Raw genomic sequence first — 17,792 nt, 5'->3', positions numbered from 1 at the left:
CTCCCCTCAGTTGCCGGTCGTGAAACCGGTGATGTCGCCGACCCGGGTCTGCGCCGCGTGCGCGGCGGCGACGATCCGGTCCGGGGTGAAGCCGAACTGCTCGAAGAGCACGGAGTGCGGGGCACTCGCGCCGTAGTGCTCCAGGCTGACGCTCTCGCCGCAGTCGCCGACGATGCCGCGCCAGGACATCGCGATGCCCGCCTCCACGCTCACCCGGGCCTTTACCCCGCGCGGCAGGACCGACTCCCGGTACGCCTCGTCCTGCTCGAAGAACCACTCCTGGCAGGGCATCGACACGACCCGGGTGGGGGTGCCGTCGGCTTCCAGCCGCTCCCGGGCGGTGAGGCAGAGCTGCACCTCGGAGCCGGTACCCACGATGATCACCTCGGGCTTGCCGTTGGACGCCTCGGCCAGCACGTAGCCGCCCTTGGCGACCCCCTCGGCACCGGCCAGCTGCGAGCGGTCCAGCGTCGGCAGCGCCTGCCGGCTCAACGCCAACGCGGTCGGCCGGTCGGTGTGCTCCAGCGCCTGCCGCCAGGCCCAGGCGGTCTCGTTGGCGTCGGCCGGCCGGACCACGTCAAGGCCGGGAATGGCCCGCAGCGCGGTCAAATGCTCCACCGGCTGGTGGGTCGGGCCGTCCTCACCGAGACCGATGGAGTCGTGCGTCCATACGTAGACCACCGGCAGCTTCATCAACGCGGCCAACCGGACGGACGGCCGCATGTAGTCGCTGAACACCAGGAAGGTGCCGCCGTACGGGCGGGTGCCGCCGTGCAGGGCGATGCCGTTGAGGATCGCGCCCATGGCGTGCTCGCGGATGCCGAAGTGCAGCGTCCGGCCGTACTCGTGGCCCGGGAACTCCTTGGTGGCGTACTGGCTGGGGACGAAGGAGGGCTCACCCTTCATCGTGGTGTTGTTGCTCTCGGCCAGGTCGGCGGAGCCGCCCCACAGCTCGGGCAGCACCGGCGCGAGCGCGGCCAGCACCTTGCCGGAGGCGGCCCGGGTGGCGACGCCCTTGGCGTCGGCGGGGAACTCCGGCAGGGCGTCGGTCCAGCCCTCGGGCAGCGTCCGGTTGGCCATCCGGTCGTAGAGCGCGCGGCGCTCCGGGTTGGCCTTCGACCACGCGTCGAAGGTGGTCGTCCACTCCTGCTGGGCGGCCTCGCCGCGACGCAGCGCCGACCGGGTGTGGCCGAGCACCCTCTCGGTGACCTCGAACGAGCCGGCCGGGTCGAAGCCGAGGACCTCCTTGGTGGCGGCCACCTCGTCGGCGCCCAGCGCCGAGCCGTGGATCTTGCCGGTGTTCTGCTTGTTCGGTGCCGGCCAGCCGATGATGGTGCGCAGCGCGATGAACGAGGGGCGACCGGTCTCCGCCTTGGCGGCCAGCAGCGCCTGGTACAGCTCCTCGACGTTCTCGTGGTAGTCGCCCTGCTCGGCGTCGCCGCGTCGCCAGTCGACGGTCTGCACGTGCCAGCCGTACGCGGCGTAGCGGGCGGCCACGTCCTCGCTCATCGCGATCCGGGTGTCGTCCTCGATCGAGATCTCGTTGTCGTCGTAGATGAGGCAGAGGTTGCCCAGCTGCTGGTGCCCGGCCAGGGCGCTGGCCTCGTGGCTGATGCCCTCCTCGATGTCGCCGTCGGAGGCGATGCACCAGATGTGGTGGTCGAAGGCGGACTCACCGGCCTCGGCCTCCGGGTCGAACAGGCCGCGTTCGCGCCGCGCCGCCATGGCCATGCCGACGGCGTTGCCCAGGCCCTGGCCGAGCGGGCCGGTGGTGGTCTCCACGCCGGGGGTGTGCCCGTGCTCGGGGTGGCCCGGGGTGAGCGAACCCCACTGCCGCAGCGACCTGAGGTCGTCCAGGCTGAGCGGGTAGCCGGCCAGGAAGAGCTGGATGTAGAGAGTCAGGCTGGAGTGGCCGGCGGAGAGCACGAAGCGGTCCCGGCCGGGCCAGTTCGGATCGGCGGGGTTGTGCCGCATCACCCGGTTGAACAGCAGGTACGCCGCAGGGGCGAGGCTCATCGCGGTGCCCGGGTGGCCGTTGCCGGATTTCTCCACGGCGTCCATGGCCAGTACGCGGACGGTGTCCACGGCACGGCGGTCGAGGTCGGACCAGTCAAGTGCGGGGGGCGCGGGTCGGTTGGCAGCCACGGTGGTTTGTGCTCCTCGGCGAGATGGGCGGAACCCTCAGTGGTGACCCTATCGAGCGCGGCTAAACGTGCGCCCGAGGATCTCAGCATGCTGGTCTGTACGTTTCGGGTGCGCTCCACGGTTCAGCCCGCCGTCAGGCCGCCCGCCAGCCCGTCGGTGTGACGACTGGCACCGTTGCCGGGTCGCCCGGGCAGCCAAAACGACAACGCGTAGTGTGTGGGTCGGTGTGTGGACCCGAGCCGGTCCGGCCGCCGTGACCTCCCCTCCCGACGCCGGAAGGTGGCAATCCGTGAGCATGATCACCGAGCGCCCCGTCAGTAACCCTGCCGGGCAGACGCCGGTGCGTACGGCCGGGGAGACCCCAGCCCGCCCCCGCGACCTGCGGGCGGTGGTGGCGGCGTACGTGACGCTTACCAAGCCGCGGATCGTGGAGCTGCTGCTGGTCACCACGGTGCCGGCGATGATGCTCGCGCACGGTGGGCTGCCGTCGCTGTGGTTGGTGGCTGTGGTGCTGGTCGGCGGCTCGCTCGCGGCGGGCGCGGCAAGCGTGCTCAACTGCTACATCGACCGGGACATCGACCAGTTGATGCGGCGTACGAAGCGACGGCCGCTGCCGGCGCACACCGTGACGCCCCGCAATGCGCTGATCTTCGGTCTGGTGCTGGCGGTGGTCTCGGTCGCGTTGATGGCGGTGTTCACAAATCTGCTCGCCGCCGGGCTCACGCTGGCCGCGATCGTCTACTACGACGTGGTCTACACCCTGTGGCTCAAGCGCACGACGACGGCGAACACCTTCTGGGGTGGCGCCTGCGGTGCCGCGCCGGTGCTGATCGGCTGGGCGGCGGTGACCGGCTCGCTGTCGCCGGTGGCGTGGGCGCTGTTCGGGGTGGTCTTCTTCTGGCAGATGCCGCACTTCTACCCGCTGGCGATGAAGTACAAGGACGACTACGCCCGGGCCGGCATCCCGATGCTTCCGGTTGTCGCGTCGGTCCGGCGGGTCAACGCCGAGATCGTGCTGTTCGCCTGGCTGACCCTGCTGACCTCGCTGGCCGTCTGGCCGCTGGGGTTGAGTGCGGTCTACGGTGTTCCGACGCTTGTGGTCGGCGTGATCTTCGTGGCCGAGGCGCACAAGCTCGCCGGCCGGGCCAGCCGGGGCGAGCCGGTCAAGCCGATGCGGCTGTTCCACTGGTCGACGACCTACCTGACCATCGTCTTCGCCGCCGCGGCTCTCGACGCCCTGCTCTGACCGCCTGCTCGTCGACAGCTGCGGATGGCGGGGCCGTGGGGCATGAGTACCGTGTCGCCAAATGCGCCCGGTTGGTGGCGCTTTTGCCGCTCCGAAAGACCTGTTTGATACTGATAAATACGGGCGAAACGTCTGTGGTCCCGCTTAAACCTGCGGGTAATGGGTATCACAAAAACTTCATGGTTCTCGCCCGTTCGAGTGGATGTCTGCTTAGGCTTCACGTTATGGCAGATGGTTCCGATACGACGCTGACGGCTGATCAGACCGCCTCCGAGCCGGCCTCCAACGGGCTGGTCGCGGGCATCAAGTCGTTCGCCGCCGAGCACGGCGGGGCGAAGGCGGTCATCGAGTACGTCGGCAAGCGCGGTGCCCGCATCGTCCTGGTGGGCTCCGACGGCGCCTGGGGCGACCAGTTCGCCGAGGACACCGTGACCGCCCGTGAGGCCTGCGCGCAGGCCGGGGTGGCCGTTGAGAACGCCTGGGAACGGGAACTGATGGACCAGATGCGCCCGAGTAACGACCTGTGGCGTTCGATGGCCCGGCGCACGATGGCCCGTTGAGATAAATTGACCGATCACCACCAGTCGACCCGGGGGAAACCCCGGGTCGCTCTTGTCACCTGCACCGATCTGGCCGACCTCGACGACGACGACCGTCTCGTGGTGGCTCCGCTGGCCGCACGCGGGATCGTCGCCGAACCCGTCGTCTGGGACCACCCGGACGTCGACTGGGCCCGCTACGACCTGGCCGTGCTCCGCTCGCCCTGGGATTACATGTCCCGCCGGGACGAGTTCATCGCCTGGGCGACGGGCGTACCCCGGCTGGCCAATCCGGCGGACGTGGTGCGCTGGAACACCGACAAGCGCTACCTCGACGAGTTGTCCGCCGCCGGTGTACCCACGGTCCCTACCGGCTGGGTGCTGCCCGGCCAGCCGTGGGAGCAACCTGCCGATCACGGTGAGTACGTCATCAAGCCGGCCGTGAGCGCCGGCAGCCAGGACACCGGCCGGTACGACCTGGCCGACCCGGGTCACCGGGACCTCGCGGTCGCCCACGTGCGTCGACTCGGTGTGGCCGGTCGGGTGGCCATGGTCCAGCCGTACCTGAACGCGGTCGACACCGACGGCGAGACCGCGCTGCTCTTCCTCGCCGGCCCGACCGGGTTGACCTTCAGCCACGCCATCCGCAAGGGCCCGATGCTGACCGGGCCGGACGAGGGTGTCGACGGGCTGTACAAGCTCGAGGAGATCACCGCCCGCACGGCGCAGCCGGCGCAACTCGCCGTCGCGGCGCAGACCCTCGCGGCGGTGCCGGGCGGGTCTGACCGCCTGCTCTACGCCCGGGTCGACCTGATTCCCGGCCCCGACGGCACCCCGGTGCTCGTGGAACTGGAACTGACCGAGCCCTCGCTCTTCCTCGGCCACTCCGCTGGCGCACCCGACCGCCTGGCCGCCGCCATCGCCCTCCACCTACCCCACCACCCCACCACCTGACCCCCACCACCACCGAACACGTCGATCATGAAGTTGTTGTCGTCCCCGCCGGTGTGGCGTGACAACAACTTCATGATCGACGCGGGTCAGGCGGGGGTGGGGGCCGGGTGGGAGGGCTCGGTGGGGGAGGCGGCGACGGGCTGGGACGGCGGGATCGTCGCGGTCGGGTCCTCGGCGGGGTGGCGTTCGTGGGTTGACCAGAGCACGGCCAAGGTGGCGAGCCAGACCAGGCAGGAGCCGAGCATGTGCAGGCCGACAAGCAGGGCCGGCAGGTTGGTGAAGTACTGCACGAAGCCGATCACCCCCTGACCCAGCTCGACAAGCAGCAGGGTCAGCGCGGCCCGGACCGCCCGCGCCGGTGCGCCTACCGCGCGCAAGGCCAGCCACAGGCCCACGGTCAGACCGACGAGCAGGAAGACCAGGTCGGCGTGGATCTGGGAGATCGTCTGCGGATCCAGGCCGTTGCGGACGGCGTCGGCGTCGCCGGCGTGCGGGCCGCTGCCGGTCACCGCCACCCCGACCACGATGACCGCCGCGCTGGCCACCACCGTGATCCAGGTGAGGGACCGCAGTGCCGGCGGCACCACTGGCACCTTGCGGCCGTCCGGCTCGCGTACCCGACGCCACAGGGCGTACGCGAAGACAAGCAGCAGCATCGACACCACGAAGTGGATGCCCACGATCGAGGGATGCAGCTGGGTGCGGACGGTGATCCCGCCGATCACGGCCTGCGCCACGATGCCGAGGACCACGGCCAGTGCCAGCGGCACCGTACCCCGTCGGCGGGGTCGGTACGCGAGCACGGCCAGCAGCGTGGCGCCCGCGATCAGTACCAGCACGAAGGTGAGCAGGCGGTTGCCGAACTCGATCGCCCCGTGCATGCCCATCTCGGCGGTGGTGGTGTACGACTCGTCGGTGCACCGGGGCCAGGTGGGGCAGCCCAGCCCGGACGCGGTCAACCGCACCGCCCCGCCGGTGACGACGATCGCGACGTTCGCGACGATGTTGGCGAACGCCAGTCGGCGCAGCAGGGTGCTGGAGACCAGGGAGCGGACGGGTCGGTTCACGAGGCGAATCCTACGCAACGTAGTTGTCGCCGATCGGGTGACTCCGCCGGTGCGGTGGCTCGGATCACCGGGGTCACGTTTGCGGGCCCTGATTGAATTACGTAACGTGGGCGTTGTGAAAAAGGCGGCGGGGCTCACCGGGCACCAGCCGACGGCCGGCCCGGCCGTCGGCGGACCGTTGCCCGTCGTCACACCCGCCCCGCAGGTCCCGGCCGGCACCCAGGCCGCACCGGCCGGTGAGGCGTCGACCCGCGACCGGGTCACCCTGCTCCTGCTGGAACGTCGCGCCGCCACCGCCGCCCAGTTGGGCGACGCGCTCGGGCTCAGCCCGGCGGCGATCCGCCGGCACCTGGACGCGATGCTCGCCGACGGTGACGTCGTGGCCCGCGAGCAGACCGTACGCGGTCACCGCGGGCGGGGCCGACCGGCGAAGGTGTTCCTGCTCACCGACGCCGCCCGGAGCCGGTGTGGCACGCACCACTACGACAACATGGCCACCGCCGCGTTGCGCTGGATCGCGCGTACCGGCGGCTCACGCGCGGTGGAGAGGTTCGCCGCCGAGCAGGTGGCCGCCCTGGAGACGCGCTGTCAGGCCGCCCTGGCCGACGCTGGCGACGATCCGATGGCCCGTGCCGAGGCACTCGCCGCGGCGCTGACCGCTGAGGGATACGCTGCCAGTGCCTCCACGATCGCCTCCGGCGGCCAGCTCTGTCAGCACCACTGCCCGGTGGCGCACGTGGCCGCCGAGTTTCCCCAGCTGTGCGAGGCCGAGACCACGGTGATCTCTCGCCTGGTCGGTACCCACGTGCAGCGCCTGGCCACCATCGCGCACGGCGACGGGGTGTGCACCACGCACATTCCGGGCCCGCCGCACGCCCAGTCCGGTAAGACCGTCACCACTGTGAGGACAGATAGATGACCGAGCAGATCGTCCAGCCCCTGACCCAGGAGGAGCAGCTCGCCGCCCTGGGCAACTACGAGTACGGCTGGGCCGACCCGGACGTCGCCGGGGCCTCGGCTCAGCGCGGGCTCAACGAGGCGGTGGTGCGGGACATCTCGGCCAAGAAGAACGAGCCGGCCTGGATGCTCGACCTGCGCCTGAAGGGTCTGCGGCTGTTCGAGCGCAAGCCGATGCCGGCCTGGGGCGCCGACCTCACCGGGATCGACTTCGACAACATCAAGTACTTCGTGCGCTCCACCGAGAAGCAGGCCGCCAGCTGGGAGGACCTGCCCGAGGACATCAAGAACACCTACGACAAGCTGGGCATCCCGGAGGCGGAGAAGCAACGCCTCGTCGCCGGTGTCGCCGCCCAGTACGAGTCCGAGGTGGTCTACCACAAGATCCGCGAGGATCTGGAGGAGCAGGGTGTCCTCTTCCTCGACACCGACACCGCGCTCAAGGAGCACGAGGACGTCTTCAAGGAGTACTTCGGCACGGTGATCCCGGTCGGCGACAACAAGTTCGCCGCGTTGAACACCTCCGTGTGGTCCGGCGGCTCGTTCATCTACGTGCCGAAGGGCGTGCACGTGGAGATCCCGCTGCAGGCGTACTTCCGGATCAACACCGAGAACATGGGCCAGTTCGAGCGGACGCTGATCATCGTCGACGAGGGTGCCTACGTGCACTACGTCGAGGGCTGCACCGCCCCCATCTACTCCTCGGACTCGCTGCACAGCGCCGTGGTGGAGATCATCGTCAAGAAGAACGCCAGGTGCCGTTACACGACCATCCAGAACTGGTCGAACAACGTCTACAACCTGGTCACCAAGCGCGCCGTGTGCCACGAGGGCGCGACCATGGAGTGGATCGACGGCAACATCGGCTCCAAGGTGACCATGAAGTACCCGGCGGTCTACATGACCGGCGAGCACGCCAAGGGCGAGGTGCTCTCGGTGGCCATGGCCGGTGAGGGCCAGCACCAGGACGCCGGCGCCAAGATGGTGCACGCGGCACCGCACACCAGCAGCACCATCGTGTCGAAGTCGATCGCCCGGGGCGGCGGCCGGACCTCGTACCGGGGCCTGGTGCAGGTGCTGGAGGGCTCGTACAGCAGCGCCAGCACGGTCAAGTGCGACGCCCTGCTCGTCGACACCATCTCCCGCTCCGACACCTACCCCTACGTCGACATCCGCGAGGACGACGTGTCGATGGGGCACGAGGCGACCGTCTCCAAGGTCAGCGAGGACCAGCTCTTCTACCTGATGAGCCGGGGCCTGAGCGAGGACGAGGCGATGGCGATGATCGTGCGCGGCTTCATCGAGCCGATCGCCAAGGAACTGCCCATGGAGTACGCCCTGGAGCTCAACCGCCTGATCGAGCTGCAGATGGAGGGCGCGGTCGGCTGACGCCGAGCGGCGTCACCGGCGTACGCCGACCCGTCGGGCCGGGGCGTGCGAGCCCCGGCCGACCCTCCAGTAATGACACCGCCGTCGTAGAGAACAGACCAAGGACGAGATGACTACCCAGGCTTCCGCGCCGCCCAGCACCAAGTCGCAGGCGCTGCGCTCGTACGATGTCGCCGACTTCCCGGCCCTGACCGGCCTGGAGGAGGAGTGGCGCTTCACCCCGCTCAAGCGGCTGCGCGGGCTGGTCGGTGACGACCCGACCGGCACCGGCACGGTCCGGCACGAGTACGCCGACCTGCCCGAGGGCGTGTCCGTGGAGCGCATCGGCCACGACGACCCGCGGGTCGGCAGTGTGCTGACCCCGTTCGACCGGGTCAGCGCCCTGGCGTACACCGGAGCCGGGCAGGCGCTGCTGGTGCGGGTGGCACAGGACGCCGTGATCAGTGGCCCGGCCATCCTCCGGGCGGTCGGCGGCGGCGTCGAGGGCCTGGCCTTCGGGCACACGGTCGTCGAGGTGGGGCGGTTCGCCGAGGCGATCCTGGTGCTGGAGCACGTCGGCTCGGCCACGCTGGCGGACAACGTCGAGGTGTCGGTGGGCGACGGAGCGAAGCTCACTCTCGTCACAGTGGCCGACTGGGCCGACGACGCGGTGCAGGCGCAGCACCTGAAGGTGCGACTCGGCCGGGACGCCCGGGTGCTGCACGTGCAGGTCACCCTCGGCGGCGAGCTGGTTCGCCAGCACACCACAGTCGAGTACACCGACCGTGGCGGCGAGGCCGAACTGTACGGCGTCTACTTCGCCGACTCCGGCCAGCACCAGGAGCACCGCCAGTTGGTCGACCACACCGTGCCGGACTGCCGCAGCTACGTGGGCTACCGGGGCGCATTGCAGGGGGAGAGCGCCCGCACGGTCTGGGTCGGCGACGTGTTGATCCGGGCCGAGGCGACCGGCACCGACACGTACGAGATCAACCGGAACCTGCTGCTCACCGACGGCGCCCGAGCCGACTCCGTGCCGAACCTGGAGATCGAGACCGGCGAGATCGCCGGTGCCGGCCACGCCAGCGCCACCGGCCGCTTCGACGACGAGCAGTTGTTCTACCTGATGGCCCGGGGCATCCCGGAGGCCGAGGCACGCCGCCTGGTGGTGCGCGGGTTCTTCGCCGAGCTGCTGAACAAGATCCCGGTGGAGCCCCTGCGTGAGCGCCTGGGGGACGCTATCGAGGCTCGGCTGGCGAAGGCGGGCGCCTGATGATCCGCATCTGCGCCGTCGAGGACGTGCCGAAGGGCACCGTGATCAGCGCCGACGTCGACGGCATCCAGCTCGCGCTCGTACACGGTGAGGATGACCAGTTCTACGCCGTGTTCGACGAGTGCTCGCACGCGGCCGTGGCGCTCTCCGAGGGAGAGGTCGAAGGCTGCACGCTTGAGTGCTGGCTGCACGGCTCCCGCTTCGACCTGCGTACCGGCGAGCCCACCGGGCTGCCCGCCACCGAACCCGTACCCGTCTACCCCGTCGAAGTCCGCGACGGTGACATCTACGTCAGTCTGACGCCGAGCAATGGAGTGACCCGATAATGAGCACCCTGGAGATCCGCGACCTGCAGGTGTCGGTGAAGCTGCCCGAGGGTGAGCTCAAGCCGATCCTGCACGGTGTCGACCTGACCGTGAAGTCGGGGGAGACCCACGCGATCATGGGCCCGAACGGCTCCGGCAAGTCGACCCTGGCGTACTCGGTCGCCGGCCACCCGAAGTACGAGATCACCGGCGGTTCGGTGACCCTGGACGGCGAGGACGTCCTGGAGATGTCCGTCGACGAGCGGGCCCGCGCCGGTCTCTTCCTCGCCATGCAGTACCCGGTCGAGGTGCCCGGCGTCTCGGTGGCGAACTTCCTGCGTACCGCCAAGACCGCGATCGACGGCGAGGCGCCGAAGCTGCGCACCTGGGGCGGCGAGCTGCGCGGTGCCATGGAGCGGCTGCACATGGACCCGGCTTTCGCCCAGCGCAACGTCAACGAGGGCTTCTCCGGCGGTGAGAAGAAGCGCCACGAGATCGTCCAGCTGGAGCTGCTCAAGCCGAAGATGGCCATCCTCGACGAGACCGACTCGGGCCTCGACGTGGACGCGCTGCGGGTGGTGAGCGAGGGGGTGAACCGGGTGCGTGACACCGGTGACACCGGCCTGCTGCTGATCACCCACTACACCCGGATCCTGCGCTACATCAAGCCTGACTTCGTGCACGTCTTCGTCGCCGGTCGCATCGTCGAGCAGGGTGGTCCGGAGCTGGCCGACACGCTCGAGGAGTCCGGCTACGAGCGGTACGCGGCCGGGGCTGGTCCGGCGCGGGTCTGATCTGCGAAGGAAGGGCCGGTCAGGACGATGACCACCATCGCGATCCCGCCGGGGATGCCGCAGTACGACGACGTGCCCCGCTACGACGTGGCGGCGGTGCGCGCCGACTTCCCGATCCTCGCTCGGGAGATCAACGGGCATCCGCTTGTCTATTTGGACAGCGCCAACACCTCGCACAAGCCTCGCCAGGTGCTCGACGTGCTGGCCGAGCACTACGCCCGGCACAACGCCAACGTGTCCCGCTCGGTGCACACGCTCGGCACCGAGGCGACCGAGGCGTACGAGGGGGCCCGGGGGAAGGTCGCCGCGTTCGTCAACGCGCCGAGCGTCGACGAGGTGGTCTTCACCAAGAACTCCACCGAGGCGATCAACATCGTGGCGTACGCGTTCTCCAACGCCTCGCTGCGTCCCGACGCCGACCCCCGGCTCCGGCTGGGGCCGGGTGACGAGATCGTCATCTCCGAGATGGAGCACCACTCGAACATCGTCCCGTGGCAGTTGCTGGCCGAGCGGACCGGCGCGACACTGCGCTGGTTCCCGGTCACCGACAACGGCCGGCTTGACGAGTCGGGCCTGACCGACCTGGTCAACGAGCGGACGAAGATCGTCTCGTTGGTGCACATGTCAAACATCCTCGGCACCGTCAACGCCACCTCGCGGATCACCGCGCGGGTCCGCGAGGTGGGGGCGCTGCTGCTGCTGGACTGCTCGCAGTCGGTGCCGCACATGCCTATCGACGTGGTCGACCTGGACGCGGACTTCATCGTCTTCACCGGGCACAAGATGTGCGGCCCGACCGGCATCGGCGTGCTCTGGGGCCGGACCGAGCTGCTGGCGGCGATGCCGCCGGTGTTCGGTGGCGGTTCGATGATCGAGACGGTGACGATGGCCGGCTCCACGTACGCCGCGCCGCCGGCCCGGTTCGAGGCCGGCACCCCGCCGATCGCCGAGGCGGTAGCGCTCGGTGCGGCAGTGGACTACCTCACCGGCGTCGGCATGCCGGCCATCCAGTGGCATGAGAAGCAGTTGACCGCGTACGCGCTTGACGCCCTGCGTACCGTGCCCGGCCTGCGGATCTTCGGCCCGGAGGTGCCGGTCGGCCGGGGCGGCACCATCTCGTTCGCCCTCGGTGACGTGCATCCGCACGACGTGGGTCAGGTGCTCGACTCCCTCGGCGTGCAGGTGCGGGTGGGCCATCACTGCGCCCGGCCGGTCTGCGCCAGGTTCGGGGTGCCGGCCACCACCCGGGCCTCGTTCTACCTCTACACCACCACCGAGGAGATCGACGCGCTGGTGGCGGGCCTGGAGCAGGTGCGGAAGGTCTTCGGCTGATGCAGCTTGAATCTCTCTACCAGGAGATCATCCTGGACCACTACAAGCACCCGCACGGTCGCGGGCTGCGCGACGCCGAGGACCCGGCCGACCGGGTCGGCGAAGCGCACCACGTCAACCCGACCTGCGGGGACGAGATCACCGTCCGGGTGGCCACCGACGGTCAGTCGCTGCACGACGTGTCGTACGACGGCATGGGCTGTTCGATCAGCCAGGCGTCCGCGAGCGTGCTGCACGAGCTGCTGACCGGCCGGGGTGCCACGGAGGCGTTCGAGGTGCACGAGGCGTTTCTGGCGCTGATGTCCGGTCGTGGTCAGGTCACGCCGGACGAGGACGTGCTCGGTGACGGGGTGGCGTTCGAGGGTGTCGCCCGCTACCCCGCCCGGGTCAAGTGCGCGCTGTTGCCGTGGATGGCGTTCAAGGACGCCGCGGCACGCGCCGGTGTGGGCGCGAGCCCGACGGAGGTGAAGGCATGAGTGAGAACACCGCGCCGGCCGGCGGCAAGGCCGCCGTCGCCGACATCGAGGAGGCGATGAAGGACGTCGTCGACCCGGAGCTGGGCATCAACGTGGTCGATCTCGGCCTGGTGTACGGGGTACACGTCGACGACCAGAACGTCGCCACCCTGGACATGACGTTGACCTCGGCGGCCTGCCCGCTCACCGACGTGATCGAGGACCAGGCCCGCCAGGCGCTCACCACCGGCCCCGGCGGTGGTCTGGTCGACGACATCCGGATCAACTGGGTCTGGCTCCCCCCGTGGGGGCCGGACAAGATCACTGACGAGGGTCGCGACCAGCTCCGCTCCCTCGGCTTCAACGTCTGACAGCTCCTCCGGGCAGGCTCCGGACTGCTACCTCGGGCGCGGCATCCACCGGATGCCGCGCCCGACGTCTCTGTGCGCACGCGTCGACGGCTCCGGCCGCCGCGAGAATGGCCAACCTCCCGGCAGCGGCCAGCGTGTCCCGGCACGGGGTGCTGGTGGTCGTGGCACTGTCGAGCTGAGGGCGTGGACGCATCGCACGAGCCCATGCCGCCGATGACCACCACGATGAGCGCGACGATCGGCGGGATCGAGAGGTGTGCCGCCCGGGTCGGAAAATCCGTGGCGCTGCTTCGGCGGGTCGCCGCAGGATGGCGCGGTGAGTGAGGCGTACCCGATGAAGCTGAGTCCTGTCGCCGTGGCCACCGCCGCGCGTCGACAGCGGCTCGCGCCGGGTCGCGTCTCGGCACGACGTCTGTCGTGACCGGCGCGTTCCTCGCCGGTCTGGTCGCCGGCTACGGCGTGGCCGTCCCGGTCGGCGCGATCGCCGTGCTCATCCTCGGGCTCACCGCGCGGACCTCGTTCCGCGTCGGTTCGGCCGCTGCACTCGGGGTGGCCACCGCCGACGGGCTGTACGCCGGTGTCGCGGCGCTCGGCGGCGCGGTGGTCGCGGGCTGGCTCGCCCCGGTCGCCGGGCCGCTGCGACTGGTCGGCGCGACGGTGCTGCTCGCCCTCGCCGCCCACGGTGCCTGGCGTGCCCTGCGGGTACGCGACCCACTCCGTTCCCCGAAGCCCGCGCGTGGGTTGGACACGCCGGTCCGGGCCTTCGTCGGGATCCTCGCGCTGACCCTGCTCAACCCGGCCACCATCGTCTACTTCACGGCACTGGTGCTCGGCCGGGCGGAGCTGGGCGGCTCCGGCACCGCCGTCGCGTTGGTCTTCACCCTCGGAGTGTTTCTCGCCTCGGCCAGTTGGCAGCTGCTCGTCGCCGGCGGCGGCTCGCTGATCGGGCGGGTGCTCACCAGCGACAGTGGCCGGCTGGTCACCGCCCTGATGTCCAGCGCGATCATCACCGTGCTCGCCGTCGGCATGCTCCTCGGTGGCTGACCCGAGCTGCCCGTGCCGTACGGTCGGGTGATGAGCAGCCGACCCGCCGCCGGGGGCGGCCGGTGGGTGGAGGTCGATCCGGACCGTGCCGCCCGCTGGGTCGCCGGCTTCGCCGACCGGCACGGCCCGCCCACCGCCAGCACGCAGGCGTACGGCCTGCTGTTGTCCGCCCCAGACGGTGCGACAGCCGAACTGCACACCCCGCCGGGGGCGCCTGTCGTACCGGATCTGGATGCCTTCGTCAGGGAGGTCGTCGCGCCGCGCCGGATCGGCCTGCTGCTGGCCCGCAAAGGGGCGGTGGCGATGGGCATCGCCGAGGGTACCCAGCTCAGCGTGCACAAGGTGGACACCCGCTACGTGCAGGGACGTACCGCCGCCGGTGGTTGGTCGCAGCAGCGTTTCGCCCGCCGCCGGGACAACCAGACGAAGGCGGCGCTGGCCGATGCGGCCGATCTTGCCGTACGCCTGCTGCTGCCGGAGGCCGACCGGCTCGACGCCCTGGTCGCCGGGGGTGACCGGCGGGCGGTGGACACCGTGCTGGCCGACCGCCGGCTCGCCCCGCTCGCCGCGCGCCGCGCCGACCGGTTGCTCGACGTCCCGGAACCCCGGTACGCGGTGCTTGTCGCCGCTCTCGCCGCGGCCCGGTCGGTCCGCATTCTGGTCCGCGAGCCGCAATCGGAGGCTGGCCGCTAGGACACCGCCGGTGGTGGGCTGGTTCGTCACGCGGACGTGGGCCCGGTCACCGGTGACCGGGCCCACGGGGTGTCGGTCCGTCAGACCGCGCCGCTGAACGTGTCGCAGGAGGCCGGGTCGCCGTTCTCGTAGCCCCTGTTGAACCACTGCTTACGCTGCTCGGACGAGCCGTGGGTGAACTCCTCCGGGTTCACCGGCCGGTCGGCGCGCTTGGAGATGGCGTCGTCACCGATCGCCTCGGCGGTGTCGATGGCCTCGGCGATGTCCTGCTCGGTGATGCTGGTGAAGATCTTCTGGCCGCTCTCGTCGGCGGTGCCTGTGGCGTTCTTCGCCCACGCGCCCGCGTAGCAGTCGGCCTGCAACTCCAGGCGTACCGACAGGTCGTTGGCGTTGCCCGGGTCGCGCTGCTGCTGGCGGCGCACCTGCTCGTTGGTGCCGAGCAGGTTCTGCACGTGGTGACCGTACTCGTGGGCCAGCACGTACGGCTGGGCGAACTCGCCCTCGGCGCCGAGTTGCGTGGCGAGCACCTCGTAGAAGGAGAGGTCGATGTAGACGAGCGAGTCGGCCGGGCAGTAGAACGGGCCGACGCCGGAGTCGGCCTGGCCGCAGGCGGTGTTGACGGCCTGGCTGAAGAAGACGGTGCGGGTGGGGCGGTACTGCTCGCCGAGCGCCTCGGGCAGGGCGGTACGCCAGTACGCCTGGATCGAGTTGACGTAGAGGGTGTTGCGGCAGTCGAGCTGCTCCAAGGCGTTCTCGGCGGCGCAGCGCTGCTCCAACGCGGCGTTGTCGCCCTGTTCCTCGCCGCCGGTCATGGCGTTCAGGCCGAAACCGCCGCCGACGAGGGCCACCAGCACGGCGATGACGATGCCGACGATGCCGCCCCGCCCGCCGCCGATCGGGATGGGGATGCCCATCCCGCCGCCGCCTCCGCCGCTGCCTCGCCGGTCCTCCACCTGGCTGGTGTCGATCCGTGCGTTCTCGTTCAGCTCCATGGGTGACCCCGATCAGTAAGTGGCTCGTGGGCCGGAACCGGGTCCGGTCGGCGATCCGGTACCCGACGATCTTGGTCGGTAATCCGCGTGGGGTGTCGGCCGGGGCCCGGTACACTTGACGCCGTGCTGCGCTGCGAAGGCTGAACGCCCCGCGCCGACGGGTCACCGGGATCCGCCGGCGCTTTCGTGTGCCCTGAGTCAGCCCTTCGGATCCCGAGAGCGAGTACCTGGAAATGATCACTGCCACCGGCCTGGAACTGCGCGCCGGAGCCCGGATCCTGCTGTCCGACACCACGCTGCGGGTGCAGCCCGGTGACCGGATCGGCCTGGTCGGGCGCAACGGCGCCGGCAAGACCACCACGCTGAAGGTGCTCGCCGGGGAGGGCCAGCCGTACGCCGGTCAGGTCGACAGGCGTAGCGCCGTCGGTTACCTGCCGCAGGATCCGCGTACCGGCGATCTGGACGTCACCGGCCGCGACCGGGTGCTCTCCGCCCGCGGCCTGGACGCGCTGATGGCCGGGATGAAGGAACTGGAGGCTCGGCTCGCCGAGGACAGCGACGAGCGCCTGGTACGCCGCTACGGCGCGCTCGAGGACCAGTTCGCCGCGCTCGGCGGGTACGCGGCGGAGGCCGAGGCGGCCCGTATCTGTGCCAACCTGGGGCTGCCCGACCGGGCTCTGGCGCAGACCATCGGCACCCTTTCCGGCGGTCAACGGCGGCGCATCGAGCTGGCCCGGATCCTGTTCCGGGACGCGGGCGAGAACGGCGGCGGCATCCTGCTGCTGGACGAGCCCACGAACCACCTGGACGCCGACTCGATCACCTGGTTGCGGGGTTTCCTCGCCAACCACAAGGGCGGGTTGATCGTGATCTCCCACGACGGTGACCTGCTGGAGTCGGTGGTCAACAAGGTGTGGTTCCTGGACGCCACCCGCAGCGTGGTCGACGTATACAACCTGGGTTGGAAGGCGTACCTGGAGGCTCGGGAGACCGACGAGCGTCGTCGCCGTCGGGAGCGGGCCAACGCCGAGAAGAAGGCCGGCGCGCTGATGGCCCAGGCCGACAAGATGCGGGCCAAGGCCACCAAGACGGTCGCCGCGCAGAACATGGCCCGCCGTGCTGAACGGCTGATGTCCGGCCTGGAGGAGGTCCGCGTCGCCGACAAGGTAGCCAAGGTGCGCTTCCCCGCACCCGCGCCGTGCGGCAAGACCCCGCTCACCGCGACCGGCCTGTCCAAGTCGTACGGTTCGTTGGAGATCTTCACGGACGTGAACGTGGCGGTGGACCGAGGTTCCCGGGTGGCCATCCTCGGGCTCAACGGTGCCGGCAAGACCACGCTGCTGCGGATGCTCGGCGGTCTGCTGGAGCCGGACACCGGCGAGGTACGCCCCGGTCACGGCCTGCGACTGGGTTACTACGCTCAGGAGCACGAGACGCTTGATGTGGAGCGGACGGTGCTGGAGAACATGCGGGCCGCCGCGGTCGAGCAGACCGACACCGAACTGCGGAAGATCCTGGGTGCCTTCCTCTTCTCCGGCGAGGACGTGGACAAGCCCGCCGGGGTCCTCTCCGGCGGGGAGAAGACCCGACTGGCCCTGTCCACCCTTGTCTGTTCCGGTGCCAACGTGCTGCTGCTCGATGAGCCGACGAACAACCTGGACCCGGTCAGCCGGGAGCAGGTGCTCGACGCCATCGCCCGCTATCCGGGGGCGATCGTGCTGGTCACGCACGATCCGGGGGCGGTCCTCGCGCTCAAGCCGGACCGGGCGATCCTGCTGCCCGACGGTGACGAGGACGCCTGGAGCGACGACCTGCTGGAACTCGTCGAGTTGGCCTGACCGGCCCACGGTGTCACCTATCGGGAAGCTGACATTGCATAGCGTGTCGGTTGGCGAATAGTTGATATCTGGCGCATGATCGTTCGAGACGGTCTAATAGGTGGGACCGTATCCGAACCGCACAGTCTGGGACGTGAGGACACAGCATGGCAGCCACTGGCACAGCCACCAGCACTGAGAAGGGTCGCCGGATCGTCGGAGCCGAGCGTCAGACGCTCGCCAAGGACCTCGTCAAGCGGTACACCGGGGGCGAGAGCATCCGGGCGCTCGCGGCCTCGACCGGGCGATCGTACGGGTTCATCCACCGCGTGCTCACCGAGTCCGGGGTGCAGCTGCGGCAGCGCGGCGGCGCCCGGCGTCGCAAGAAGGCGTGACCCGCCCGTCAGCGTTGTCCAGCAGCACCGCCACCACCACCGCGA

Annotated in this window: 19 protein-coding genes; 16 read left to right on the top strand and 3 right to left on the bottom strand. The window is 70.1% G+C overall.

Annotated elements, in window-relative coordinates; all coding sequences use genetic code 11:
* Nucleotides 1–6 precede the first annotated feature (6 nt).
* On the bottom strand, nt 7–2,145 hold the full coding sequence (tkt, locus tag Van01_RS25060; protein WP_204012460.1) for a transketolase: 2,139 nt from the start codon (nt 2,143–2,145) through the stop codon (nt 7–9).
* A 289-nt stretch (nt 2,146–2,434) separates the two neighbouring features.
* On the opposite strand from tkt, the gene Van01_RS25055 reads away from it, so the two are divergent.
* The 3 genes from Van01_RS25055 (at nt 2,435) to Van01_RS25045 (ending at nt 4,884) form a co-directional block, all read left to right on the top strand.
* The gene (locus Van01_RS25055) at nt 2,435–3,391 is read left to right on the top strand and encodes a heme o synthase (RefSeq protein WP_204012459.1); all 957 of its coding nucleotides are present in this window, start codon (nt 2,435–2,437) and stop codon (nt 3,389–3,391) included.
* A gap of 224 nt (nt 3,392–3,615) precedes the next feature.
* On the top strand, nt 3,616–3,951 hold the full coding sequence (locus Van01_RS25050; RefSeq protein ID WP_204012458.1) for a hypothetical protein: 336 nt from the start codon (nt 3,616–3,618) through the stop codon (nt 3,949–3,951).
* A gap of 6 nt (nt 3,952–3,957) precedes the next feature.
* Complete coding sequence (locus Van01_RS25045; RefSeq protein ID WP_204012457.1) at nt 3,958–4,884, top strand: ATP-grasp domain-containing protein; 927 nt, start codon at nt 3,958–3,960, stop codon at nt 4,882–4,884.
* An 86-nt stretch (nt 4,885–4,970) separates the two neighbouring features.
* Here Van01_RS25045 and Van01_RS25040 read toward each other — a convergent pair whose 3' ends face one another.
* Nucleotides 4,971–5,951, bottom strand: a complete 981-nt coding sequence (locus Van01_RS25040) for a COX15/CtaA family protein (RefSeq protein WP_204012456.1) — start codon at nt 5,949–5,951, stop codon at nt 4,971–4,973.
* A 115-nt stretch (nt 5,952–6,066) separates the two neighbouring features.
* On the opposite strand from Van01_RS25040, the gene Van01_RS25035 reads away from it, so the two are divergent.
* The 11 genes from Van01_RS25035 (at nt 6,067) to Van01_RS24985 (ending at nt 14,543) form a co-directional block, all read left to right on the top strand.
* Nucleotides 6,067–6,870, top strand: a complete 804-nt coding sequence (locus Van01_RS25035) for a helix-turn-helix transcriptional regulator (protein ID WP_373306291.1) — start codon at nt 6,067–6,069, stop codon at nt 6,868–6,870.
* Complete coding sequence (sufB, locus tag Van01_RS25030) at nt 6,867–8,297, top strand: Fe-S cluster assembly protein SufB (RefSeq protein ID WP_204012455.1); 1,431 nt, start codon at nt 6,867–6,869, stop codon at nt 8,295–8,297. Before Van01_RS25035 ends, sufB begins: the two co-directional genes overlap by 4 nt.
* Before the next feature lie 109 nt (nt 8,298–8,406).
* Nucleotides 8,407–9,549 carry a Fe-S cluster assembly protein SufD gene (sufD, locus tag Van01_RS25025; protein ID WP_204012454.1) on the top strand — a complete coding sequence of 381 codons (1,143 nt, stop codon included), beginning with the start codon at nt 8,407–8,409 and terminating at the stop codon, nt 9,547–9,549.
* Nucleotides 9,549–9,875, top strand: coding sequence for a non-heme iron oxygenase ferredoxin subunit (locus Van01_RS25020; RefSeq protein WP_204012451.1), 327 nt, complete (start codon nt 9,549–9,551; stop codon nt 9,873–9,875). The genes sufD and Van01_RS25020 overlap by 1 nt, the downstream gene beginning before the upstream one ends.
* Complete coding sequence (gene sufC, locus Van01_RS25015; RefSeq protein ID WP_204012448.1) at nt 9,875–10,648, top strand: Fe-S cluster assembly ATPase SufC; 774 nt, start codon at nt 9,875–9,877, stop codon at nt 10,646–10,648. The genes Van01_RS25020 and sufC overlap by 1 nt, the downstream gene beginning before the upstream one ends.
* Nucleotides 10,649–10,675: 27 nt before the next feature.
* Complete coding sequence (locus Van01_RS25010) at nt 10,676–11,980, top strand: cysteine desulfurase (protein ID WP_204012445.1); 1,305 nt, start codon at nt 10,676–10,678, stop codon at nt 11,978–11,980.
* Entirely contained in the window at nt 11,980–12,456 is a 477-nt protein-coding gene (gene sufU / locus Van01_RS25005; protein WP_204012444.1) for a Fe-S cluster assembly sulfur transfer protein SufU, read from the top strand. Before Van01_RS25010 ends, sufU begins: the two co-directional genes overlap by 1 nt.
* The gene (locus tag Van01_RS25000) at nt 12,453–12,806 is read left to right on the top strand and encodes a metal-sulfur cluster assembly factor (protein WP_308442425.1); all 354 of its coding nucleotides are present in this window, start codon (nt 12,453–12,455) and stop codon (nt 12,804–12,806) included. Before sufU ends, Van01_RS25000 begins: the two co-directional genes overlap by 4 nt.
* A 183-nt stretch (nt 12,807–12,989) precedes the next feature.
* Nucleotides 12,990–13,130, top strand: coding sequence for a hypothetical protein (locus tag Van01_RS24995; RefSeq protein WP_204012443.1), 141 nt, complete (start codon nt 12,990–12,992; stop codon nt 13,128–13,130).
* Nucleotides 13,131–13,223: 93 nt separating this feature from the next.
* Nucleotides 13,224–13,850: a LysE/ArgO family amino acid transporter gene (locus Van01_RS24990; RefSeq protein ID WP_204012442.1), complete on the top strand. Its 627-nt coding sequence runs from the start codon at nt 13,224–13,226 to the stop codon at nt 13,848–13,850.
* A gap of 30 nt (nt 13,851–13,880) precedes the next feature.
* Nucleotides 13,881–14,543 carry an acVLRF1 family peptidyl-tRNA hydrolase gene (locus Van01_RS24985; protein WP_204012434.1) on the top strand — a complete coding sequence of 221 codons (663 nt, stop codon included), beginning with the start codon at nt 13,881–13,883 and terminating at the stop codon, nt 14,541–14,543.
* Nucleotides 14,544–14,623: 80 nt separating this feature from the next.
* On the opposite strand, the gene ypfJ is transcribed toward Van01_RS24985, so the two are convergent.
* Nucleotides 14,624–15,535 carry a KPN_02809 family neutral zinc metallopeptidase gene (ypfJ, locus tag Van01_RS24980; protein WP_204012432.1) on the bottom strand — a complete coding sequence of 304 codons (912 nt, stop codon included), beginning with the start codon at nt 15,533–15,535 and terminating at the stop codon, nt 14,624–14,626.
* A 233-nt stretch (nt 15,536–15,768) separates the two neighbouring features.
* On the opposite strand from ypfJ, the gene Van01_RS24975 reads away from it, so the two are divergent.
* The gene (locus Van01_RS24975) at nt 15,769–17,373 is read left to right on the top strand and encodes an ABC-F family ATP-binding cassette domain-containing protein (RefSeq protein ID WP_099844850.1); all 1,605 of its coding nucleotides are present in this window, start codon (nt 15,769–15,771) and stop codon (nt 17,371–17,373) included.
* A 146-nt stretch (nt 17,374–17,519) separates the two neighbouring features.
* Entirely contained in the window at nt 17,520–17,747 is a 228-nt protein-coding gene (locus Van01_RS24970; RefSeq protein WP_007072022.1) for a helix-turn-helix domain-containing protein, read from the top strand.
* Nucleotides 17,748–17,792 lie beyond the last annotated feature (45 nt).

The organism is Micromonospora andamanensis (assembly GCF_016863495.1).
Taxonomy (GTDB): Bacteria; Actinomycetota; Actinomycetes; order Mycobacteriales; family Micromonosporaceae; genus Micromonospora; species Micromonospora andamanensis.
The sequence above is the reverse complement of the archived record's forward strand: the minus strand, read 5'-3'. Positions and strand labels throughout refer to the sequence as shown.

Coding starts and splice junctions, on each gene's coding strand:
- Van01_RS25050 (WP_204012458.1), top strand. CDS start 3,616: ATGGCAGATGGTTCCGATACGACGCTGACGGCTGATCAGACCGCCTCC.
- sufB (WP_204012455.1), top strand. CDS start 6,867: ATGACCGAGCAGATCGTCCAGCCCCTGACCCAGGAGGAGCAGCTCGCC.
- sufD (WP_204012454.1), top strand. CDS start 8,407: ATGACTACCCAGGCTTCCGCGCCGCCCAGCACCAAGTCGCAGGCGCTG.
- Van01_RS25020 (WP_204012451.1), top strand. CDS start 9,549: ATGATCCGCATCTGCGCCGTCGAGGACGTGCCGAAGGGCACCGTGATC.
- sufC (WP_204012448.1), top strand. CDS start 9,875: ATGAGCACCCTGGAGATCCGCGACCTGCAGGTGTCGGTGAAGCTGCCC.
- Van01_RS25010 (WP_204012445.1), top strand. CDS start 10,676: ATGACCACCATCGCGATCCCGCCGGGGATGCCGCAGTACGACGACGTG.
- sufU (WP_204012444.1), top strand. CDS start 11,980: ATGCAGCTTGAATCTCTCTACCAGGAGATCATCCTGGACCACTACAAG.
- Van01_RS25000 (WP_308442425.1), top strand. CDS start 12,453: ATGAGTGAGAACACCGCGCCGGCCGGCGGCAAGGCCGCCGTCGCCGAC.
- Van01_RS24985 (WP_204012434.1), top strand. CDS start 13,881: ATGAGCAGCCGACCCGCCGCCGGGGGCGGCCGGTGGGTGGAGGTCGAT.
- ypfJ (WP_204012432.1), bottom strand. CDS start 15,535: ATGGAGCTGAACGAGAACGCACGGATCGACACCAGCCAGGTGGAGGAC.
- Van01_RS24975 (WP_099844850.1), top strand. CDS start 15,769: ATGATCACTGCCACCGGCCTGGAACTGCGCGCCGGAGCCCGGATCCTG.
- Van01_RS24970 (WP_007072022.1), top strand. CDS start 17,520: ATGGCAGCCACTGGCACAGCCACCAGCACTGAGAAGGGTCGCCGGATC.